Annotated in this window: 17 protein-coding genes; 9 read left to right on the top strand and 8 right to left on the bottom strand. The window is 63.9% G+C overall.

Going from position 1 to position 20,856, the window contains the following annotated elements; all coding sequences use genetic code 11:
- Positions 1–14 precede the first annotated feature (14 nt).
- From P9272_RS09285 to P9272_RS09270, 4 genes are all read right to left on the bottom strand, one after another.
- Positions 15–1,265, bottom strand: coding sequence for a sugar ABC transporter permease (locus tag P9272_RS09285; RefSeq protein WP_278160294.1), 1,251 nt, complete (start codon positions 1,263–1,265; stop codon positions 15–17).
- Entirely contained in the window at positions 1,262–2,098 is an 837-nt protein-coding gene (locus P9272_RS09280; RefSeq protein ID WP_278160293.1) for an ATP-binding cassette domain-containing protein, read from the bottom strand. Before P9272_RS09280 ends, P9272_RS09285 begins: the two co-directional genes overlap by 4 nt.
- Positions 2,099–2,163: 65 nt before the next feature.
- Positions 2,164–3,246, bottom strand: a complete 1,083-nt coding sequence (locus P9272_RS09275) for a sugar ABC transporter substrate-binding protein (RefSeq protein WP_278160292.1) — start codon at positions 3,244–3,246, stop codon at positions 2,164–2,166.
- Between the two features lie 289 nt (positions 3,247–3,535).
- Positions 3,536–4,420 carry an AraC family transcriptional regulator gene (locus P9272_RS09270; RefSeq protein ID WP_128261013.1) on the bottom strand — a complete coding sequence of 295 codons (885 nt, stop codon included), beginning with the start codon at positions 4,418–4,420 and terminating at the stop codon, positions 3,536–3,538.
- Between the two features lie 301 nt (positions 4,421–4,721).
- Here P9272_RS09270 and P9272_RS09265 point away from each other — a divergent pair, with 301 nt between their 5' ends.
- On the top strand, positions 4,722–5,831 hold the full coding sequence (locus P9272_RS09265) for a glycoside hydrolase family 25 protein (RefSeq protein WP_278160439.1): 1,110 nt from the start codon (positions 4,722–4,724) through the stop codon (positions 5,829–5,831).
- A gap of 9 nt (positions 5,832–5,840) precedes the next feature.
- Here the strand turns inward: P9272_RS09265 and P9272_RS09260 are convergent, their stop codons facing one another.
- Positions 5,841–6,683, bottom strand: a complete 843-nt coding sequence (locus P9272_RS09260; protein WP_278160291.1) for an AraC family transcriptional regulator — start codon at positions 6,681–6,683, stop codon at positions 5,841–5,843.
- Positions 6,684–6,930: 247 nt separating this feature from the next.
- Between P9272_RS09260 and P9272_RS09255 the strand changes: the two genes are divergently transcribed.
- From P9272_RS09255 to P9272_RS09230, 6 genes are all read left to right on the top strand, one after another.
- Entirely contained in the window at positions 6,931–8,397 is a 1,467-nt protein-coding gene (locus tag P9272_RS09255) for an alpha-glucosidase/alpha-galactosidase (RefSeq protein WP_278160290.1), read from the top strand.
- Between the two features lie 98 nt (positions 8,398–8,495).
- On the top strand, positions 8,496–10,580 hold the full coding sequence (locus P9272_RS09250; RefSeq protein ID WP_278160289.1) for an ABC transporter substrate-binding protein: 2,085 nt from the start codon (positions 8,496–8,498) through the stop codon (positions 10,578–10,580).
- 113 nt (positions 10,581–10,693) lie between these two features.
- Positions 10,694–11,701: an ABC transporter permease gene (locus P9272_RS09245; RefSeq protein ID WP_128261009.1), complete on the top strand. Its 1,008-nt coding sequence runs from the start codon at positions 10,694–10,696 to the stop codon at positions 11,699–11,701.
- Positions 11,702–12,838, top strand: a complete 1,137-nt coding sequence (locus P9272_RS09240) for an ABC transporter permease (protein ID WP_278160288.1) — start codon at positions 11,702–11,704, stop codon at positions 12,836–12,838.
- A gap of 10 nt (positions 12,839–12,848) precedes the next feature.
- Positions 12,849–14,519 (top strand): ABC transporter ATP-binding protein, encoded by a 1,671-nt coding sequence (locus P9272_RS09235; protein WP_278160287.1) that lies wholly within the window; start codon positions 12,849–12,851, stop codon positions 14,517–14,519.
- A gap of 20 nt (positions 14,520–14,539) precedes the next feature.
- The gene (locus tag P9272_RS09230) at positions 14,540–15,907 is read left to right on the top strand and encodes an alpha-glucosidase/alpha-galactosidase (protein ID WP_278160286.1); all 1,368 of its coding nucleotides are present in this window, start codon (positions 14,540–14,542) and stop codon (positions 15,905–15,907) included.
- On the opposite strand, the gene purD is transcribed toward P9272_RS09230, so the two are convergent.
- Both purD and P9272_RS09220 read right to left on the bottom strand, forming a co-directional pair.
- Positions 15,908–17,188 carry a phosphoribosylamine--glycine ligase gene (gene purD, locus P9272_RS09225; RefSeq protein WP_278160285.1) on the bottom strand — a complete coding sequence of 427 codons (1,281 nt, stop codon included), beginning with the start codon at positions 17,186–17,188 and terminating at the stop codon, positions 15,908–15,910.
- A gap of 178 nt (positions 17,189–17,366) precedes the next feature.
- On the bottom strand, positions 17,367–18,161 hold the full coding sequence (locus P9272_RS09220; protein WP_278160284.1) for a phytanoyl-CoA dioxygenase family protein: 795 nt from the start codon (positions 18,159–18,161) through the stop codon (positions 17,367–17,369).
- A 90-nt stretch (positions 18,162–18,251) separates the two neighbouring features.
- Here P9272_RS09220 and P9272_RS09215 point away from each other — a divergent pair, with 90 nt between their 5' ends.
- Both P9272_RS09215 and ubiA read left to right on the top strand, forming a co-directional pair.
- On the top strand, positions 18,252–19,163 hold the full coding sequence (locus P9272_RS09215; RefSeq protein ID WP_278160283.1) for a LysR family transcriptional regulator: 912 nt from the start codon (positions 18,252–18,254) through the stop codon (positions 19,161–19,163).
- 51 nt (positions 19,164–19,214) lie between these two features.
- Positions 19,215–20,198, top strand: coding sequence for a 4-hydroxybenzoate octaprenyltransferase (ubiA, locus tag P9272_RS09210; RefSeq protein ID WP_128261019.1), 984 nt, complete (start codon positions 19,215–19,217; stop codon positions 20,196–20,198).
- A 45-nt stretch (positions 20,199–20,243) separates the two neighbouring features.
- Here ubiA and P9272_RS09205 read toward each other — a convergent pair whose 3' ends face one another.
- Positions 20,244–20,810, bottom strand: a complete 567-nt coding sequence (locus P9272_RS09205; protein WP_278160282.1) for a DUF6101 family protein — start codon at positions 20,808–20,810, stop codon at positions 20,244–20,246.
- Positions 20,811–20,856 lie beyond the last annotated feature (46 nt).

Here is a 20,856-nt window from a genome sequence, read left to right as displayed (position 1 = left end):
CTCGTTTGAACTGTTCAGGCGCGGCCGTGCGAGGCACGGGAACGGCGCGCGAGGGAGTCGACGATCACGGCAATGGCCAGAACGGCACCGGTGATCATGTATCGAAGCGACGAGGATAGATCGAGCAGCGTGAGCCCGCTGGCGATCGACTGGATGACGATGATGCCGAGCAGCGCGGAATAGGCGCTGCCGCGGCCGCCGAACAGGCTGGTGCCGCCGATAACCGCGGCCGCGATGGCGTTCAGGTTGACGTCGCCGGTGCCGGCCTGCTGGCTGGCGGAAGCGAGCCTGGCGGCCGCGAGCACACCGCCCAACGCGGCAAAGAGCGAGCACAGCGCGAAGGCGCTGAGATAGATGGCGCGCACCTTGATGCCGGCGCGCCGCGCCGCCTCGCGGTTGCCGCCGACGGCGGTCATCGAACGCCCCCATTTGGTCCGGGTCAGCGCGTAGTTCATCGCCACGACGAGGCCGACAAACAGGCCGAACATCCATGGGATGCCGCGCGACTGGTTGAGGTAGGCGACGATCAGCTCGAGGCCGATGGTAATAGTGGCGACGCGCAGGATGAGCCCGGCCACGGACGGCGTCGACAGATTGGCCGTGCGGCGGCGCGCGACGGTGCGAAGCCCGCTGACCAGCAGCGACAGGCCGGGGATCGCGGCAAACGTGTGCGAGACCCATCTCGGCATCACCATCAGCTGGCCGAAATCCACCAAAGCGGAGCCGTAAGGCAGGTTGATCGAGCCGGTGGACCCGAGGATGTAGAGCTGCATGCCGAGCACAGCGAGCAGGCCGGCAAGCGTCGAGACGAAGCTCGGCATGCCGAGCCTGTTGAACAGCAGGGCATAAAGCGAGCCGATCAGGGCGCCGAAGGCCAGCGCGGCGAGGATGGCGAGCGCGACCGGCCATCCCTGGTTGACCCAGAGCGTGCCTACCATCGCCGAGGCGAAGCCGCTGATCGAGCCGACCGAGAGGTCGATCTCGCCGACCATCAGCACGCAGACAATGCCGAGCGCGATGACGCCGACGGTCGAGCAGTCGAACAGGAGATTGACCAGATTGCTGCTGGACACGAAGACGGGGTTGAGGCTCGTGAACACAGTCCAGATGACGACAAGGCCAACGATGACCGGCAGCGAGCCGAGATCGCCGCTGCGCACGCGGTCGAGGAAAGCGCTGACCGCGCCGCCAATGCCGGCTTCATGCCTCACCCGCGCATCGGCGCGATCAAGCGCCAGCGGAGCCGAATTGCCTTGCTCCGTCATGGGCGCAGCTCCTCCGCCTGTGCACTGCTGCTGTGATCGCGCTCCATGCGCAGCCGATCGGCGCGCCGCGATACCGCGTTGTTGGACGCGCCGGTGATGGCGCTCACCAGGTCCTGGTTCGAGGCATCCGGTTCGAAGACGCCGTTGTTGCGCCCGAGCCTCAGCACCACGATGCGGTCGGCGACGGCGCGGACATCCTCCATGTTGTGGCTGATCATGACGACGCCGAGACCGCGGGCGCGGACGCGGTCGATGAGGTTGAGCACTTCCGCCGTCTGGGCGACGCCGAGGGCGGCGGTCGGCTCATCAAGCAGGATGAGTTTCGGCTCGAGCAGGAGCGAGCGCGCAATCGCCACCGTCTGGCGCTGGCCGCCGGACAGCGAGGCGACCGCCTCGCGGACGCTCGGAATGCGCGCCGACAATTCGTTGAGCAGCGTCCAGGCGCGCATCTCCATCGCCACCTCATCCAGCCGCAGCGGGCTGAGCTCGTTGCCGAGGAAGATGTTGGCGACGACATCGAGGTTCTCGCAAAGCGCGAGATCCTGGAACACCGTTGCGATGCCGAGCGTCAGCGCCGCGCGCGGGTCGGGCAGCGTGACCGGCCGGCTGCGGAAATTAATCGTTCCCGAACTTGGCTGGTGCACGCCGGCCAGGATCTTTACCAGCGTCGACTTGCCGGCGCCGTTGTCGCCGACCAAGGCGACGACCTCGCCGGCATGGACGTCGAAGTCGATGTCGGTCAGCGCCGAGACGGCGCCGAAATTCTTCGATATGCCACGCAGGCTGAGCACCAGCTCGCCGACGGAGGCCGACGTTTCAGAACTCTCGATCATGCGCCGCCTTTCTTGACAGTCGTTCTGGACATGCGGCCGCCGCCGGGCGGCCGGATGTCCTATGGTCAGTTGGTGATGCCGAGCTTCTTGCAGCCCTCGGCATAGCGGTCGACGCAAAGCTCGGCGGCCGTGTTGATCTTCTTGTCGATGATCTCGGCCTTGAGGTTCTCCTGCGTCACCACCGCAGGCGTGAAGAGCTGCGAGGGCGTGTCGTAGAGGGTCATCTCGGCCTTCGGCGTCTCGCCCGACAACAGCTTGACGGCGACGTTGGCGGCAGCGGCCGCGACGATCTCGCTCGGCTTGGAGATGGTGTTGTACTGGTCGCCGGCGATGATCAGCTGCAGCGCCGCGATCGTCGCGTCGTTGCCGGTCACCGGCGGAACCGGATCGACGCCGGCCGCCTTGAAGGCCGCGATCGCGCCACCGCCGGTGCCGTCATTGGCGGCGACGACGCCGAGGATCTTTGCGCCGAAGCGCGTGATCTGGCCGCTCGCCCATTGCTGGGCCTTCGGCGGCGCCCATTCCGGCGTGTCGAACTCGGCCAGGATCGGGTAGCCGCTGTTGTCGAGACCCTCATGGATACCCTTCTTGATCAGACCCGCGGCAGCGTCGGTCGGCGAGCCGTTGATCTGCAGCAGGCCGCCGCCGGCCGGATCGACCTTGAGAGCCTTGAGGTGCTCGACCAGAGAATCCGCGATTGCCTTGCCGATGCCTTCATTGTTGAAGGACACGTAGAAATCGGCTGGCGCGGTCGGAATGGGCCGATCATAGGCGATGACCTTGACGCCCTGGCTCTGGGCGAGCTTGACCAGCGAGGCGGCGGCGGTGGAATCGACCGGGTCGAGCACGATCGCCTTGGCGCCTTGCGAGATCACCGAATTGAACTGCTGCTGCTGGCGCGCGGCATCGGCATCGGCGTTCTGGTAGATCACCTTGCAGCCGGGGCACAGTTTCTTCATCTCGGCGACGAATCCGGGATAGTCGTGCTGCTCGTAGCGGGTCGATGCCTGGTCAGGCATCAGGAAAGCCACCGTTGCGTCGGTGACGGTGCCGGCGAATGCCGCGGTGCTGCCGAGGAGCGAGACCGCGAAAACGGCCGCGATCGTCGATTTCAAGGCAAACGGCGATTTCCAAGCTTGTCTGGTCATTCGAATGTCTCCCTTTCGAGAAATGGTTTCACGAGGACCTGCGCGGTGAACGGCGCGCCAGGCCTTGACTGCATGTCGAACTGTTGAAAGGAGTATGATCAGTCGGCTGAGGATCGATCCGATCCCGGTAAGCCGCGCAAACATCCTCCTGACGTGCTGGATTTCAGGACAAACGATCTCCAGCACCGGGTGCCCTGCGCACCCCGCTTTTCTTCCTTCCCTGAATGTCTCTTGGTCTTGAAGCAATTCCCGTTGGAATTGCTTTGAGCTCCTCCCGGTTTCCTCCCTGTTAGGCGGCAATCTCCGCGTTGATGTTCTGTGCCAGCAAGGCCCTGAAGCGCGAGGGCGACATGCCTTTCTGCGCCAGGAATTGGCGGTTGAAATTCGAGATGTTGTTGTAGCCGGCGGCGTAGCAGATCTCGGTGATCGACATCTGCGCCTCGCTCATCAAGAGCTGGCAGGCAAGGTTGATGCGCAGCCGATTGACATATTGCACCAGCGCCATGCCGGTGTGGCGGCGGAAGCTGCGCGAGAAGGCGCTCGGGCTGCGCCCGGCGATCTCGGCCAGCGTCGCTTCGCTGAACGGCTCGGTCAGGTGGCAGTTGATGTAGGCGAGCGCCTGGTTGATGCCGGCCGACATGAAGCCGGAGGGATCGGGCAGATAGCCGGCGCTGGCCAGTGTACGGACATCGCCGGCGCGGTTCAGGATGTCGAGAACGGCCATGAACAGCGACAGGCGTCGCACGCCCTGCGCCTCGGTCAGCTCCGCCAGCAAAGGCGCGGCGAGCTCGGCTGTCGCCTGTGAGAACAGCGCGCCGCGGCGGCTGGTCTCGAGAATGCCGGCGCATGCGGCAAGTTCGGGCAAGGCGGCTGAAGCGCTGGCGATGAATTCTTCGGAGAACTGCACGACGCGGCCACGCAGCGGCACGGTCTCGCCCGGCGGCACGTCGCTGACCCAATTGTGCGGCAAATTGGGTCCAGTGAGTACCAGATTGCCCGGCTCGAACTCGCCGATGAAGTCACCGACGAAATAACGGCCGGTGGTGGCGACGACCAGATGCAGTTCGTATTCGGGATGGAAGTGCCAGCGCACGGTGCGGAAAGGATAGCCGTGGGCCCAGGCCTTGAACGACTCTCCTTGTCTGATCTGGACGACTTCCAGGTCCGGATTCATGTTCATTTCCTCCCCGCGCGGGTCCGGTCTTGTGACCGGTTGCTGCGCTTCGTCGGGCGGCCCCGTGTCTTCCCACTGGTCGCCGTGATTGAAAGCTTAGGCGGCAATTGAAGCCCCTGCCACCACGGCTTGTCCACCCGACCGATACTTTTTTGACGTTTTGGAGCGGACCGAAGCAAGCCGATGTTTTGAAGCAATTCCTTAACCATAGCGGTTCAGGATCGTCCCCTGGTCAGTGGGGACACCCTGATTGAAAAAGCCGGCGCGCCCTCTTCGCCGCCTGGCGCTGATCGCTGCGGCGATGGTGTTGGGTACGGCGGCAAAGGCCTCGGATTTCTCCGAGCCGTGGAAGAATGGCGACCGCCCGCTGGTGATCGACGCCTATGAATACAATTCGATCGACTGGCAGCAACTCGTCACCGACAAGCGCGTCGCCGGCTTTATCAACAAGGCCTCCGACGGGCTGCCGCCGCCTTATTTCTGCTTCGGCGCCGAGGCGGACGTCAAACTCTGCAAGGCGCATTGGAAGCGCTATGCGGTGACGCGCGAGCTGTTCCAGACTCGCAAGGTGGTGGCCAAGGCGCTCGGTCTGAAATGGGGCGCCTATCACCTGGCTCGTCCCGGCAACCCGGTTGAGCAGGCCAACAATTTCATCGATTTCGCCGAGCCTGCGCCGGACGAGCTGATGGCCCTCGACATCGAAGGCATCGATCCGACGCAATGGATGTCGCTGGAGGACGCCGAGGAATTCGTGCGTCAGGTGCACCGCCGTCTCGGCCGTTTCCCGGTGCTCTATGTCAACGGCAAGACGGCCCAGTATATAGCTGACAACCGCTACCAGTACCGGCTCCTGTCACGGCTGCCGCTTTGGTATGCGCGCTACAAGCCCGCAATCGACGTGCATTTCCCGATGGGCAACTGGCAGGGCTATGCGCTGTGGCAATTCTCGGCGCAGGCCAATTGCGGGCGTTTCCACTGCCCCTACCGGGTGCCGGGCACACCCAACGACATCGACGTCAGCGTCGCGCCGATGAGCACTGATGAATTGCGTCGGCAATGGGCATTTGGCGGCCTGCTCGACGTGCCGGCCGACTACCTTGCCTCAATCCCGGTGCCGCTCTCGCGGGAAAAAGCCCTCGCCGGCAAAGTGACCATCACCTACGCCGATGTGGCGACGCCGCCGACCATCGAGGAAATGGTCGCGGTGCTCGGCGCGCGCTGGGAGAAATTCCGCGACGGGTTCCGCATGCCGGTGGTGAAGACGGTGCCGCAGCGGCCGGGCTTCGGCATCGTGCAATATGTCGCCTGGAAGCGGACCGAGCAGCGCACGCCCGAGCAGATCGACGCGGCCTTCGCCGCCGCCGATCCGGTGAAGACTGCTTCGACCGCTCTCGACCACAGGCGGCATTGAAGCCCAGGATCAGCGGTGATTGCCCAGGCTGGCATACATGCCGGTGGTGCGGAACTGCGTCGGGTTGATGCCGTAGTAACGCCGAAAGACCTTGGAGAAGTAGTTCGCGTCCTCGAACCCGCATAGCACCGCGACCTCCTTGACCGGCAGGAAATCCGCCTTGGTGAGCAGCTTGGCCGCGCGCTGCAGGCGCTGCTGCAGTACGAATTCGGCCGGCGGCAGTCCTTCGCTTTCGGCAAAGCAGCGCGAGAAATGGGCACGGCTGAGGCCGCTGATCCCGACCAGCTCCGCCACCGGCAGCGGCTTGTCGAGATTGGCATTGATGTGGTCGATGACCGGCTGCATGGCGCTCTGCTTCTCGGCGAAGGCATGCGAGCCGAAGACATCGTCGTAGAGCGCCATCGCCGCCTCATAGGCGATCGCGGAGGCTGCACCAGGTGAACCCGCTCCCTTGATGAGGCGCAGGCTGCAATCCGCAAGGTGATCGATGGTCGCCGGCTGCAGCCGGAACACCGGGCCGGAGACGCTGAGAATCGACTTGTGGATGCGCAGCGCCTCCTCGCCGTTCATCGAGATCCAGAAATATTCCCAGCGGTCGCCCTTGGCCAACCAGTAGCGGTGGTTGTGCGGCACCAGAACCAGCAGCGTGTCGTTGGCCTGCAGACGGTAGTTGCGGTTCTCGTAGCGCAACTGCCCGGTGCCGCTGATCGTATGCTGGAGCACCGTGAACGGAGTCTGGCCACGCTTCCTGCCGTCCCAGTCATAGATTTCGTCCTCGCGCACCTCATAGCCGGTGCTTGTCGGCATGGCATGCAGCCGCTGGCGCCCGCGCGGCAGCGAAATCGTCCGCATCAGTTCCCCGTTGGCGATCAAGTCACGCAGCACAAAATTACCCTCGAAAGCATAATCCTTCTCTGGTCGAGCCGGCGAATAAGCGCATAATCCGGCTTCTCAGAACGCGAAAGACCCGCGGTCGAGGAGCGGGCGGGAGGAGAAAGAGCCGGATTTCCGGCGTTGAGTGGCATGCGCGCTGTTGCGTGCGGCCATATCCTTCTCCCTTGCTCCTTGCCTAGCATTCGAACGGATCGAGGTGAAGGTGATGAGCTTCAAAATCGCTATTATCGGCGCCGGCAGCGTCGGCTTCACCAAGAAGCTGTTCACCGACATTTTATGCGTGCCTGAATTCCAGGACATCGAATTCGCGCTGACCGACATCAGCGAGCACAATCTCGGGATGATCAAGGCGATCCTCGACCGGATCGTCGAGGCGAACAGCCTGCCGACCAAAGTGACGGCGACGACCAATCGCCGCGAGGCGCTGGAGGGCGCGCGCTACATCATCAGCTGCGTGCGCGTCGGCGGGCTGGAGGCCTATGCCGACGACATTCGCATCCCGCTGAAATATGGCATCGACCAGTGCGTCGGCGACACGATCTGCGCCGGCGGCATCCTCTACGGCCAGCGCAACATTCCAGTGATCCTCGACTTCTGCCGGGATATCCGCGAGGTCGCCGACACCAACGCCAAGTTCCTCAACTACGCCAATCCGATGGCCATGAACACCTGGGCGGCGATCGAATATGGCAAGGTGGACACGGTCGGCCTCTGTCATGGCGTGCAGCACGGCGCCGCGCAGATCGCCGAAGTGCTCGGCGCGAAGTCATCCAGAGAGCTCGACTATGTCTGCTCCGGCATCAACCACCAGACCTGGTTCATCGAGCTCAAGCTGAACGGCCGGCCAATCGGCAAGGACGAGCTCGTCGCCGCCTTCGAGGCGCACCCGGTCTATTCGAAGCAGGAGAAGCTCAGGATCGACGTGCTGAAGCGCTTCGGAGTCTATTCGACCGAAAGCAACGGGCATCTCTCCGAATATTTGCCCTGGTACCGCAAGCGGCCCGACGAGATCACGCGCTGGATCGACATGTCGGACTGGATCCATGGCGAGACGGGGGGGTATCTCCGCTACTCGACCGAAACCCGCAACTGGTTCGAGACGGAATATCCGCAATTCCTCGAAGCGGCGTCGAAGCCGATCGATCCGGCAAAACGCTCCAACGAGCATGCCAGCCACATCCTCGAGGCGCTGGAAACCAACCGCGTCTATCGCGGCCATTTCAACGTCAAGAACAACGGCGTGATCACCAACCTGCCGCAGGACGCCATCATCGAATCGCCTGGCTTCGTCGACCGTTTCGGCATCAACATGGCGGCCGGCATCACGCTGCCGGAGGCCTGTGCGGCCACCTGCATGGCGTCGATCAACGTGCAGCGCATGTCGGTGCATGCGGCGATCGCCGGCGACATCGACCTGTTGAAGCTCGCCGTGCTGCACGACCCGCTGGTCGGCGCCGTGTCGACGCCGGAGGAGGTCTGGCAGATGGTGGACGAGATGGTGGTCGCTGAAGCCGCATGGCTGCCGCAATATGCGCACGCCGTTCCGGCGGCGAAGGAGCGGCTTTCGAAAGCACACGTCAAGACCCGCGAATGGGTGGGCGCCGCGCGCCGCAGCGTGCGTTCGATCGAGGAATTGCGCGCCGAAAAGGCGGCGCTCAAACAGGCCGGCTGATATCGCCGGCAAGCAGGCGGGCACGCAGGAGGAAGGTCCGCAAGAAATTCACAAGAGGCGGGCAGCAGCAGACGTCCAAAAATATCTGGGAGGAAACTATGAGGATTTTTCGTAGAACTGGCATTGCCGCTGGGCTGATGCTCGGCGTTTCAGTCCATGCGCTCAACGCCTTCGCTTCCGAGCCGACGATCCCGCCCGAGCCCGCGACATTCCCAGCCGAGGGCAAGATCCACTATGTGCCGCGCGACTCCATCCTGGAGTTCAAGGCGCTGCCGGAATATCACGAGCCGGACTGGGTGACCGAGAAATACGTCAAGACCGGCAAGCTGCCGCCGGTCAAGGACCGGCTGCCGAAGGAACCGCTGGTCTTCAAGACCGGCAACATGCCGGACGGCATCGGCGTCTATGGCGACACGATGCGCCATGTCATCGGCGGCAGGCCGGAAGGCTGGAATTACGGCGCCGGCCAGACGCAAGGCTGGGGCGGCATCGACATCGGCCTGTCCGAATGCCTCACGCGCACGGCGCCGCTGTTCCAGGTCGAGGCCAAGGACACCGAGCCTCTGCCCAACCTCGCCAAGAGCTGGGACTGGTCGAGCGACGGCCACAAGCTGACCATGCATCTGATCGAAGGCGCCAAATGGTCCGACGGCGCGCCGTTCAATGCTGACGACGTGATGTTCTACTGGGACGACGAGGTCGTCGATCCGAACGTCTCGCCGCTCAACGGCGCCACGCCGGAAACTTTCGGTGTCGGCACGACTCTGAAGAAGATCGATGACTACACCGTCGAGTGGACGTTCAAGGAGGCGTTCCCGCGGCAGTATCTCTACGCGATGGCCTATGGCACATTCTGCCCCGGCCCCTCGCACATCCTGAAGCCGCAGCATCCGAAATATTCCAAGAACACCTACGACCAGTTCAAGAACGCCTTCCCGCCGGAATATATGAACATGCCGGTGATGGGCGCCTGGGTGCCCGTCGAATACAGGCCGGACGACATCATCGTCATGCGCCGCAACCCGTATTATTGGAAGGTCGACGAGAAGGGCAACCAGCTGCCTTATCTCAACGAGCTGCACTACAAGCTATCGACCTGGGCCGATCGTGACGTCCAGGCAGTTGCCGGCTCCGGCGACTTCTCCAACCTTGAGCAGCCGGAGAACTTCGTCGCCTCGCTGAAGCGCGCGGCTGACAAGAATGCACCTGCACGCCTTGCCTTCGGCCCGCGGCTCATCGGCTACAATCTGCGTATGAATTTTTCCGCCAACGGTTGGGGCAACCCGGACGAACGCGGCCAGGCGATCCGCGAGCTGAACCGCAACGAGGACTTCCGCAAGGCCGTCACCATGGCGCTCGACCGCAAGGCGCTGGGCGACTCGCTGGTGAAGGGCCCGTTCACCGCCATTTATCCGGGCGGCTTCTCATCCGGCACCAGCTTCTATGACCGCAAGTCGACGGTCTATTATCCGTTCGACCTCGAAGGCGCAAAAGCATTGCTCGCCAAGGCCGGCCTCAAGGACACGGATGGCGACGGCATCGTGAATTTCCCGGCAGGCACTGCCGGCGGCAAGGATGTCGAGATCGTCATGCTGGTCAACAACGACTACACGACCGACAAGAGCCTTGCCGAAGGCGTGGTCGCGCAGATGGAGAAGCTGGGCCTTCGGGTCGTACTCAACGGGCTCAACGGCACGCAGCGCGATGCCACACAATATTCCGGCCGCTTCGACTGGCTGATCCGGCGAAACGAAACCGAGCTCACATCCGTCGTTCAAAATACCGAGCAGCTCGCGCCGGTCGGTCCGAAGACCAGCTGGAACCATCGCGCACCGGAAAGCGGCCAGGTTGACCTGATGCCATTCGAGAAGGACCTCGTCGACATAGTCAACAAGTTCGTCTCGACGCAGGACAACGACCAGCGTGCCGAGCTGATGAGAAAGTTCCAGAAGATCTCTACCGAGCACGTCTACAATGTCGGCCTGACGGAATATCCGGGCGCGCTCATCATCAACAAGCGCTTCTCCAACATCCCGCAAGGCACGCCCATCTACATGTTCAACTGGGCCGAGGATTCGATCATCCGCGAGCGCGTGTTCGTCAAGGCGGACAAGCAGGCAAAATATGAGTTGTTCCCCAAGGAACTGCCCGGCAAGCCTGGCGATAAGGGACCGATGGATTAAGCTCACCTCCCCTGACCGAGAGACGTCCGGCCGCGCTGCGGCGCGGCCGGACAGGCGAAATCTCCGAACGCACCCGAGGTGGCGGCGGGGCAGACAAGAAGGCGGACGATCCGATGCTGCGATTCCTGCTTATGCGCATCGCTTCAGCGATTCCGGTTTTCGCAATCTTAAGCCTCGTCACCTTCGCCATCATCCAGGCGCCGCCGGGCGACTATGCCGACTACATCAAATCGCAGTTGATCAACCAGGGCGGGGCCTCCTATGCGCAGGCAGAGGCGCAGGCACAGGCTTATCGCGTCGAACATGGCCTCGATAAGCCGCTGCCCGTCCAGTATCTCAACTGGGTCGGCGGCATCATCACCCGCGGCGATTTCGGCTATAGCCTCTATTACAACAAGCCGGTGGCCGATGTGGTGGGCGAACGCCTGCCGCGCACGTTGCTGCTTGCGCTGGTCTGTCACCTGCTCGCCTCGGTGCTCGGCATCACCTTCGGCATATGGGCGGCGACAAGGCAGTATAGCTGGATTGACTCGACGCTTTCGGCGATCTCGTTCCTGGGCATGACGGTGCCGCGCTTCCTGATGGCGCTGATCATCGTCTATCTGCTGGTCTTCCAGTTCAACGTGTCGGAGATCGGCTCGTTCTTCTCGCCGCAATATGGCGGCGCGCCATGGTCGTGGGCAAAGTTCGCCGACCTGGTCAAGCATGTCTGGCCGGTGGTGGCGATCGCGACCTTCGGCGGCCTCGCCTACAACATGCGCGTCATGCGCGGCAATCTGCTCGACACGCTCAACGCCCAATATGTCGAGACGGCCAAGGCCAAGGGGCTGACAGGCGGCGCCGTCGTCATGCGCCATGCCGTGCCCAACGCGCTGCATCCGCTGGTCATGTATCAGGGCGTGGTGCTGCCCTATATGCTCACCGGCGAGATCGAGACCGCGATCATCTTCGCGCTGCCCACCGTCGGACCGGCTATCGTCGGTTCGATGGCGGTGGGAGACGTCTATGTGACAGCCACCTTCATGATGGTGCTGTCGGCGACGCTGATCGTCGGCAACATCATCGCCGACATGCTGCTCGTGCTGCTCGATCCCCGCATCCGCCAGTTCGGGGAGCGCTAGATGCTGGCGCGCGATCCCTCCCCCCCGCCGCCAGCCGAAGGCGTAGCAATAACCGAGCCGGCGCATGGCAATGAGAGCTATATCGCACTGGTCTGGCGCCGGCTGAAGCGTTCCTGGACCGGCATGGCCGGGCTCTTCCTGGTCGTGCTTCTGCTCGTCATGGCGGTGTTCGCGGATTTCATCGCACCCTCGGATCCGAAGGCGACCGATGTCGCCTTCGCGCCACCGCAGGTGCCGAGCTTTCATGACAAGGACGGCAATTTCACCTTCCGGCCGAGGATCTATGCGCTGGCCGACTCGGCCGATCTCGATCCCGTCACCTTCCAGCCGATCGTCGGTCCCGACTATGACCATCCGCGCCTGCTCGGCTTCTTCGTCGAGGGCGCACCCTACAGGCTGTTCGGGTTGATCCCGGCGGACCGGCATTTCTTCTCCTCGATGGACGGCCAGCCGGTGCATTTCCTCGGCACCGACAAGTTCGGCCGCGACGTGCTGTCGCGCGCCATCCATGGCTCGCGCGTCTCGCTGATGATCGCGCTGACGGTGGTCTTCATCATCACCATTGTCGGCACCACCGTCGGCATGGTCTCCGGCTATTTCGGCGGGAAGTTCGACATCTGGATGCAGCGCTTCGTCGAGCTGGTGCTGGCCTTCCCGCAGCTGCCGCTTTATCTGGCGCTGACCACGCTGATCCCGGTCACCGCGCCCACCAATGTGTTCCTCGCCTTCGTCATCATCGTCATGTCGGCGCTGGGCTGGGCGCAGATGTCGCGCGAGGTGCGCGGCAAGACGCTGGCGCTGGCGCGAATCGACTATGTGCGCGCCGCCATGGCGGTCGGCGCCACCGACCGGCGCATCATCATGCAGCACATCTTTCCCAATGTGATGAGCCACGTGATCGTCGCGGTGACGATCGCGATCCCGACGGTCGTGCTGCTCGAAGCCTTTCTCGGCTTCCTCGGCTTCGCGGTGAAGCCGCCGCTGATCTCCTGGGGGTTGATGCTGCAGGACACGGCGACCTATTCGGTCATCGGCACCTACCCGTGGATCCTGTCGCCGGTCGGGTTCGTGCTGGTCACCGTGTTTGCCTTCAACGCGCTGGGCGACGGCCTGCGCGATGCCGTCGATCCTTATTGAGGTGGCCTGGATGACGACGATCGCGCTCGCAGACAATTTCGCACCCGCCGTCCGGCTCGACCACGCCGCGCGCCATGAACAGCCCATCATCGACGCCCGCAACATCGAGGTCGCCTTCAAGGTGGAGCACGGCACCGTCGAGGCGGTGAAGGACGTCTCGTTCCAGCTCTATCGCGGCGAGACCATCGCCATCGTCGGCGAGTCCGGTTCCGGCAAGTCGGTGACGGCGCGCACCGTGATGGGGCTGTTGTCGCGGCGGGCGACCGTGTCGCCACGCTCGAGCGTCGACTATCTCGGCCAGAATATCCTGAAATTCCCCGAGGCCGCCCGGCGCAAGCTGCGCGGCAACCGCATCTCGATGATCTTCCAGGAACCGATGAGCTCACTCAACCCGATCTACACGGTCGGCAGCCAGATCGTCGAGGCGATCCGGGTGCACCGGAAGGTGAGCCGCAGGGAGGCCTGGGCGCGGGCGCTGGAGCTCCTCAAGCATGTCCAGATCCCCGAGCCGGAGGCAAGGCTCAAGCAATACCCGCATCAGCTCTCCGGCGGGCAGCGGCAGCGCGTCATGATCGCCATGGCTTTGGCCAACGACCCCGACGTGCTGATCGCCGACGAGCCGACCACCGCGCTCGACGTGACGGTGCAGGCGCAGATCCTCAACCTGATCCGCAATCTTCAGAAAGAGCTGAAGATGGCGGTGATCCTGATCACCCACGACCTCACCGTGGTGCGTAAGTTCTCCGACTATGTCTATGTCATGCAGCATGGCGAGATGCACGAGCATAACGTCACCGAACGGCTGTTCGCCAATCCGCAACATCCCTATACCCAGCGGCTGCTCGCTTCCGAACCGCACGGCCGGCCGCAGCCGCTGCCCGAAGGCAGCGGCACCATCCTCGAGGCGAACGGCGTACGCGTCTGCTTCATGCTGCGCCACGGCTCGTTCCTCAAACCGGACTGGCGCGAGCTGGTCGCGGTCGACGATCTCGACCTGAAGCTCTGCCGGCACGAGACGCTGGGGCTGGTCGGCGAATCCGGCTCCGGCAAGACCACCTTCGGCCAGGCGCTGCTCAGATTGCAGGACGCCAAGCGCGGCGAAATCCGCTTCGACGGCCAGCCGATCCAAGGCTTGTCGCGCGCCGAGATGCGGCCGCTGCGCTCGCGCATGCAGATCGTTTTCCAGGACCCGTTCTCCTCGCTCAACCCGCGCATGACGATCGGCCAGATCATTGAGGAAGGGCTGGTCGTCAACAGGCTGGGCGCGACGCGGCGCGAGCGGGTCGGGCGGGTGCGCGAGGCGTTGGTCAGCGCCGGCATGCCGGGCAATATCCTGTCTCGCTTCCCGCATGAATTCTCCGGCGGCCAGCGGCAGCGCATCGCGATCGCACGTGCCATCGCGCTGGAGCCGGAGTTCATCCTGCTCGACGAGCCGACATCGGCGCTCGATCTTTCCGTCCAGGCGCAGATCATCGACCTGCTGCGCAAGCTGCAGGACGAGCGGGGCTTAAGCTATCTCTTCATCTCGCACGACCTCAAGGTGGTGCGGGCGCTGTGCCACCGCGTCATCGTCATGCAGCACGGCAGGATCGTCGAACAGGGACCCGTCGACGAGGTCCTTTCCAATCCCAAGACCGCCTACACCGAACGGCTCGTCCGGGCCGCTTTCGAGGTGGCGTAGACAAGTGCCGGAGGCTTACAGTGACCAGAAATCCCAGGATCGCGTTCATCGGCGCCGGCTCGACGGTGTTCATGAAAAACATCGTCGGCGACGTGCTGCAGCGGCCAGCGCTGTCGGGCGCGACAATCGCGCTGATGGACATCAATCCGCAGCGGCTGGAAGAAAGCGCCATCGTCGTCAACAAGCTGATCGCGACGCTCGGCGTCAAGGCGAAGGCCGAGACCTATTCGGACCAGCGCAAGGCGCTGAAAGGCGCCGACTTCGTCGTCGTCGCCTTCCAGATTGGCGGGTACGAGCCCTGCACGGTCACCGATTTCGCGGTGCCGAAGAAATACGGCCTGCGCCAGACGATCGCAGACACGCTCGGCGTGGGCGGCATCATGCGGGGCCTCAGGACCGTGCCGCATCTGTGGAATATCTGCGAGGACATGCTCGTCGTCTGCCCCGAGGCGATCATGCTGCAATATGTGAACCCGATGGCGATCAACACCTGGGCGATCGCCGAGAAATACCCCACGATCAAGCAGGTCGGGCTCTGCCATTCGGTGCAGGGCACGGCGATGGAGCTGGCGCACGACCTCGACCTTCCCTATGACGAGATCCGCTATCGCTCGGCCGGCATCAACCACATGGCCTTTTATCTCAAGTTCGAGCATCGCCAGCCGGACGGCTCCTATCGCGACCTCTATCCCGATCTCGTGCGCGCCTATCGTGAGGGCCGCGCGCCGAAGCCCGGCTGGAACCCGCGCTGCCCGAACAAGGTGCGTTACGAGATGCTCACCCGGCTCGGCTATTTCGTCACCGAAAGCTCGGAGCATTTCGCCGAATATACGCCCTATTTCATCAAGGACGGGCGCGGCGACCTGATCGAAAAATATGGCATTCCACTGGACGAATATCCAAAGCGCTGCATCGAGCAGATCGAGGGCTGGAAGAAACAGGCCGAGGCCTATCGTTCGGCCGACCGCATCGAGGTGGCGCAGTCGAGGGAATATGCCTCCGAGATCATGAACTCGGTGTGGACCGGAGAGCCATCGGTGATCTACGGCAATGTCCGCAACAATGGCTGCATCACCTCGCTGCCTTTCAACTGCGCGGCGGAAGTACCCTGCCTGGTCGACGCTTCCGGTATCCAGCCAACCTATATCGGCGACCTGCCGCCGCAGCTGACTGCGCTGATCCGCACCAACATTAATGTGCAGGAACTTACGGTGCGGGCGCTGATGACCGAGAACCGCGAGCACATCTACCACGCGGCGATGTTGGACCCGCATACAGCGGCCGAACTCGACCTCGACCAGATCTGGTCGCTGGTCGACGACCTGCTTGCCGCGCATGGCGACTGGCTGCCGGCCTGGGCGCGGGCAGGCAGAAGCAAGGCTGCCTGATCAGCTTCCGGTCTTCTCGCGCTCGACGGCGCGCCAGCCGATGTCGTGGCGGTAAAAGCCCTGCGGCCAGTCGATATGATCGATCGCGGCATAGGCCTTGGCCTGCGCCTCGCCGACGGTCTTGCCGAGCGCGGTGACATTGAGCACGCGGCCGCCATTGGCGACCAGCGCGCCGCCATTGATGGCGGTGCCGGCGTGGAAGACCTGGACGCCCTCCCCTTCCGCCTCATCGAGGCCGCGGATGACCGAGCCCTTTTCCGGCGTGCCCGGATAGCCTCTTGCCGCCATCACCACGGTCAACGCCGTCTCGTCGCTCCAGCGGATAGACATATGCGCGAGCTGGCCATCGACGGCGGCGTTGAGCAGGACGAGCAGGTCGTCCTTCAGCCGCATCATCAGCACCTGGCATTCTGGATCGCCGAAGCGGGTGTTGTATTCGATCAGCTTCGGCCCGCTCTCGGTGATCATCAGGCCGGCGAACAGGATGCCGGCGAAAGGCGCGCCGAGATTGGCCATGCCGCGCATGGTCGGCTCGACGATTTCGCGCATGGTGCGCTCGGTCATCTCGGGCGTCATCACCGGCGCCGGCGAATAGGCGCCCATGCCGCCGGTGTTCGGCCCGGTGTCGCCGTCGCCGACGCGCTTGTGGTCCTGCGCGGTGCCAAAGGGCAGCGCGGTGGCGCCGTCGCATAGGCAAAAGAAGCTCGCTTCCTCGCCCGTCAGATATTCCTCGACCACGACCTCGGCGCCGGCCGCGCCGAAAGCGCCGTCGAAACAGGCCTCCAGCGCGGCGTTCGCCTCCTCCAGCGTCATGGCGATGGTGACACCCTTGCCGGCGGCGAGCCCGTCAGCCTTGATGACGATCGGCGTGCCGGTCTTCTCGACATAGGCTTTCGCCGAGGCGAGGTCGCCGAAACGACCATAGGCGGCGGTCGGAATGTTGAACTTGGCGCAAAGGTCCTTGGTGAAGCCCTTCGAGCCCTCCAGTCTTGCCGCCGCCTTGGAGGGGCCAAAGACGCGGATGCCCCAGGCGCGCAGATCATCGGCGATGCCGGCGACCAGCGGGCCTTCCGGGCCGACCACGACGAGGTCGATCTTCTTTTCCTGGCAGAAGGCGGCGACGGTGGAATGGTCGGCGATGTCCAGCTTGGCCAGGTCGGCGACGCGGCCGATACCCGGATTACCGGGCGAGGCATAAAGCTTCGTCAGCAGCGGCGAGGCGGACAGCTTCCAGGCCAGCGCATGTTCGCGGCCACCCGAGCCGAGAAGAAGAACGTTCATGGCCACCTCTTGCTGATCGTCTCCCCGAACCCGCTATTGGTCCGCGGGCGGCGGGTCAAGGTATCTTGGCATTTTGGCGGCAATTGCGCACGGGAACATGGGCCTCATCAAGATGTGATGAGGCAAGTTCCGCGTCCTCGGCAGGTCGGAAAAAACGACACAAGTTCCGGAAGGCGACTCAGCTCCGGTAGATGACGGGGAACCAGTCCTCGCGAAGTTTCTGGCCGGGCGTCATGTCATGGCCGGGATAGGGCGGAGAGGTGCGGCCGGGGCGCTCGACATAATGCGCGTCGTCGCCGACCCAGCGCAGCGACAGCGCCCGGCGCCGCGCCGAGGTCAAATTGCCGCGCGCGCCGTGCGCCGTGCGGAAATCGAACAGGATGGCGTCGCCCGGCTCCATCTCCCATTCGAGCACCTTCATCGACGGGTCGTTGTCGGGATCGGGCACCGGCAGATAATCGCCCTCGCCGGGATAGAAATTGGCGTCGTTCAGCCAGCGCACCGGCAGCACCATCTTTTCCCATTTGTGCGAGCCGGCGATGAGCCTCAGCGTCGCCTCCTTCACGGGATCGATCGGGATCCAGAAGCTCACCGTCTGCCTGCCGTCGACGAAATAATAGGGAATATCCTGGTGCCAGGGCGTGGGCTTCTGGGTGCCAGGCTCCTTGACCAGGACGTGGTCATGGAAGAACTGGGCGCTTCGCGACTGCATGACCGCGGCCGCGAGTTCTGCCGCAGGCGATTCCCGGACGACCTTGATGAATTCGGGGATGCGCTCCCAGTTGCAGTAGTCGTCGAAGAAGCTGCCCCTGCCGCCAGCGATGTCGGACGCCGTGGCGCTGCGGTTCTCGATGTTGCGCTCTATGCCGGCCGCGATAACGTCGACCCAGTCCTTGAAGGCGCCGCGGATGCAGACGGCGCCGTCTCGCTGATAGTCGGCAATCGTCGCGGCGTCGATTTTCACGCTGGCCATCGTGCTCTCCTGCTGGTCGATGACCGACTATCGCAAGAGCATCACATCGCGTAAAATAATAACTTCCCATCTAACTTATAGTTTTTTCCTATGAGAATCACTCTCACGCAGTTGCGCTATGTCGTTGCCGTCGCCCGCTACGGCAGCGTGACCGCAGCGGCCCAGGCGCTCAACGTGTCGCAGCCGTCGATCTCGGTGGCGATCGACCATGTCGAGGACGCGCTTGGCCAGAAATTGTTCGTGCGCCAGCGCGGCAGCGGAGTCGCGCTGACATCCTTTGGCCGGAGGGCCGTTGCCAAGGCAAGGCAGGTGCTGGGCGAGGCGGACGAGCTGGCGGCGCTCGGATCGCGCGACACCGATGTCGGCGGCGAACTGGTGCTCGGCTGCTTCGAGGACCTGGCGCCCTATTTCGCGCCGGCGCTGATGCGCGCCTTCGCCGAGCGCTGCCCGGCCGTCACGGTTGTCATTGGCGACGAGACCTTCGACACGCTGGGACGGCGCCTGGCCGACAGCGCCGTCGATCTCGGCCTCACCTACGATCTCGGCCTTCCTGGGCATTTCAAGCGCATCCTGCTGTACGAATTGCGGCCGCACGCGCTCCTGCCCGCCGGCCATGTGCTGGCGGATAAGCATGCCGTCAGCCTGGCGGAACTGGCCCAGCATCCGCTGATCACCACCGACCAGCCGCATAGCTGGCAGCATATGCTGGACCTCTTCCTGAGCCGCGGCCTATCGCCGATCGCCAGGGCGACAACGAGCTCGTTCGAATTGCAGCGCTCCATGGTGGCCAACGGCTTCGGCGTCGCGGTAAGCTATACGAGGCCTTATGGCGACCGCAGCTATGATGGCCTGCCGCTGGTCTGTAAACCGCTCTCCGACGCGCTGCCGATGCAGCGCATCATCCTGACCCACGACACGCGCCAGCGCCTGTCGAAGGCAGCCTTAGCGTTCATCGACGTCGCCAAGGAATGGTTCGCCAGTCACGATGTTTTCACCGGTTGAGCGACACTGCTGCCGCTTGACGGCGCCGCTTGCTGCTGCCACTCCAGCGTGATGGAAACTGTCCAGTCGAAAGCGATCCAGGGCCGCGTCGCCGACGCGCCGAGCGGCCACTGGGTGTACCGTGTGCTGCCGCGCTGGCTCTGGCCCTATGCGCAGCTTGCGCGGTGGGACCGGCCGATCGGCTGGCAGTTGCTGTTGTGGCCCTGCTGGTGGTCGGCAGCACTTGCCGCGGGCGCCTATCCGCGCCCGACCGACCCGCTGCTGACGCTGCTTCCGGCGCCCTGGTATCTGCTTTTGTTCTTCATCGGCGCAGTCGCCATGCGCGGGGCCGGCTGCACCTATAACGATCTCGCCGACGAAGACATCGACAACCAGGTCGAGCGCACCCGCTCGCGGCCACTACCGGCAGGCAAGGTGACGCGCCGCCAGGCCTGGGCATTCGTCATCATCCAGGCCCTGGTGGGCCTGGCCGTGCTGCTGCAGTTCAACAGCTTCGCCATTCCGCTCGGCATTGCGTCGCTGGCGATCGTCGCGGTCTATCCGTTCATGAAGCGCATCACCAACTGGCCGCAATTCGTGCTGGGCTTAGCCTTCTCCTGGGGCGCACTGATGGGCTGGGCGGTCGAGTTCGGAGACGTCGATGACCCGGCGATCATGCTCTATATCGGCTCGATCCTGTGGGTGATCGGCTACGACACGATCTACGCCCATCAGGACAAGGAAGACGACGCCATCGTCGGCGTGCGCTCGACGGCGCGCCTGTTCGGCGACAACACCAAGATGTGGCTCACCGGGCTCTATGGCGGCGCGCTGATCTGCTTCGCCATCGCGTTCGCTTCGGCGCAGGTGCCGGTGGTATCGCTGGCCGGGCTGATCGCCGCCGGCGCGCATATGGCGCGCCAGATCATCCGGCTCGACATCAACAATCCGGACCAGTGCCTGAAACTGTTCAAGTCGAACAACCAGGTCGGCTGGCTGATCTTCCTCGGCTTGATCGGCGGGTCAGTGTGGATATGGCTTAAGCCGATGGTGTAGCGCACTTTTCCCTCTCCCCTTGTGGGAGAAGGAGAGGGCGCCGCACTACTCCCGTGCAATGATCTCCTGGCCGTCGATGACGAGCCTCAAGCCCAGATTGCCGGCCTTGCGGCGGGCGAGGAAGCGCGGGCGGCGCGTGGTGGAGACGCGGCCCTTGCGGCGCTCCTGCGGCGGCAGCGCCTTGATGGCGGCGCCGAGCGATTCTTCCAGCGTGCGGGCGACGCCGTCGGCCTCGATCAGCAGCATAGGCAGGCGATAGGCGTCGGCCCAGGCGCGCCAGTCGGCGGCGACGTCCTCGAGATCGTCGGCGACCAGCAGCGGCACCGACAGCATCGGATCATTGTGCAGGAGCTCGAGCGTCACGGTGACATTGCCGTCCGGATCCTCCATGGCGCGCGCGGCAACGCCACGGAACGCCTTGGCGGGCAGCGCGATGATCGCCGGCAAACCGCTCATCTCCAGCATGCGGCGAATGACGGCGCCACGCTGGTCGATGGTGAAGGTCACATCGCCATAGTCGTCGCGGGTGGCGTAGCTCACCATCTGCGGCAGGCGAAACGGGTCGAGGCGCATGTTGCGCCCGGCCCAGACTGGCTTCAGTCCAGTGTTCATCGATGTCTTCCCTGTTACTCCTGAGGGCCGTTTTCCGGTTCTCTCA

The sequence above is a fragment of the Mesorhizobium sp. WSM4976 genome, assembly GCF_029625685.1.
Classification (GTDB): domain Bacteria; phylum Pseudomonadota; class Alphaproteobacteria; order Rhizobiales; family Rhizobiaceae; genus Mesorhizobium.
This window is presented reverse-complemented; position numbering and strand designations above follow the sequence as displayed.

What these genes read in the sequence shown, in the direction of transcription:
- P9272_RS09285 (WP_278160294.1), bottom strand. Translation starts at nt 1,265, where the DNA reads ATGACGGAGCAAGGCAATTCGGCTCCGCTGGCGCTTGATCGCGCCGAT.
- P9272_RS09280 (WP_278160293.1), bottom strand. Translation starts at nt 2,098, where the DNA reads ATGATCGAGAGTTCTGAAACGTCGGCCTCCGTCGGCGAGCTGGTGCTC.
- P9272_RS09275 (WP_278160292.1), bottom strand. Translation starts at nt 3,246, where the DNA reads ATGACCAGACAAGCTTGGAAATCGCCGTTTGCCTTGAAATCGACGATC.
- P9272_RS09270 (WP_128261013.1), bottom strand. Translation starts at nt 4,420, where the DNA reads ATGAATCCGGACCTGGAAGTCGTCCAGATCAGACAAGGAGAGTCGTTC.
- P9272_RS09265 (WP_278160439.1), top strand. Translation starts at nt 4,722, where the DNA reads ATGGTGTTGGGTACGGCGGCAAAGGCCTCGGATTTCTCCGAGCCGTGG.
- P9272_RS09260 (WP_278160291.1), bottom strand. Translation starts at nt 6,683, where the DNA reads ATGCGGACGATTTCGCTGCCGCGCGGGCGCCAGCGGCTGCATGCCATG.
- P9272_RS09255 (WP_278160290.1), top strand. Translation starts at nt 6,931, where the DNA reads ATGAGCTTCAAAATCGCTATTATCGGCGCCGGCAGCGTCGGCTTCACC.
- P9272_RS09250 (WP_278160289.1), top strand. Translation starts at nt 8,496, where the DNA reads ATGAGGATTTTTCGTAGAACTGGCATTGCCGCTGGGCTGATGCTCGGC.
- P9272_RS09245 (WP_128261009.1), top strand. Translation starts at nt 10,694, where the DNA reads ATGCTGCGATTCCTGCTTATGCGCATCGCTTCAGCGATTCCGGTTTTC.
- P9272_RS09240 (WP_278160288.1), top strand. Translation starts at nt 11,702, where the DNA reads ATGCTGGCGCGCGATCCCTCCCCCCCGCCGCCAGCCGAAGGCGTAGCA.
- P9272_RS09235 (WP_278160287.1), top strand. Translation starts at nt 12,849, where the DNA reads ATGACGACGATCGCGCTCGCAGACAATTTCGCACCCGCCGTCCGGCTC.
- purD (WP_278160285.1), bottom strand. Translation starts at nt 17,188, where the DNA reads ATGAACGTTCTTCTTCTCGGCTCGGGTGGCCGCGAACATGCGCTGGCC.
- P9272_RS09220 (WP_278160284.1), bottom strand. Translation starts at nt 18,161, where the DNA reads ATGGCCAGCGTGAAAATCGACGCCGCGACGATTGCCGACTATCAGCGA.
- P9272_RS09215 (WP_278160283.1), top strand. Translation starts at nt 18,252, where the DNA reads ATGAGAATCACTCTCACGCAGTTGCGCTATGTCGTTGCCGTCGCCCGC.
- ubiA (WP_128261019.1), top strand. Translation starts at nt 19,215, where the DNA reads ATGGAAACTGTCCAGTCGAAAGCGATCCAGGGCCGCGTCGCCGACGCG.
- P9272_RS09205 (WP_278160282.1), bottom strand. Translation starts at nt 20,810, where the DNA reads ATGAACACTGGACTGAAGCCAGTCTGGGCCGGGCGCAACATGCGCCTC.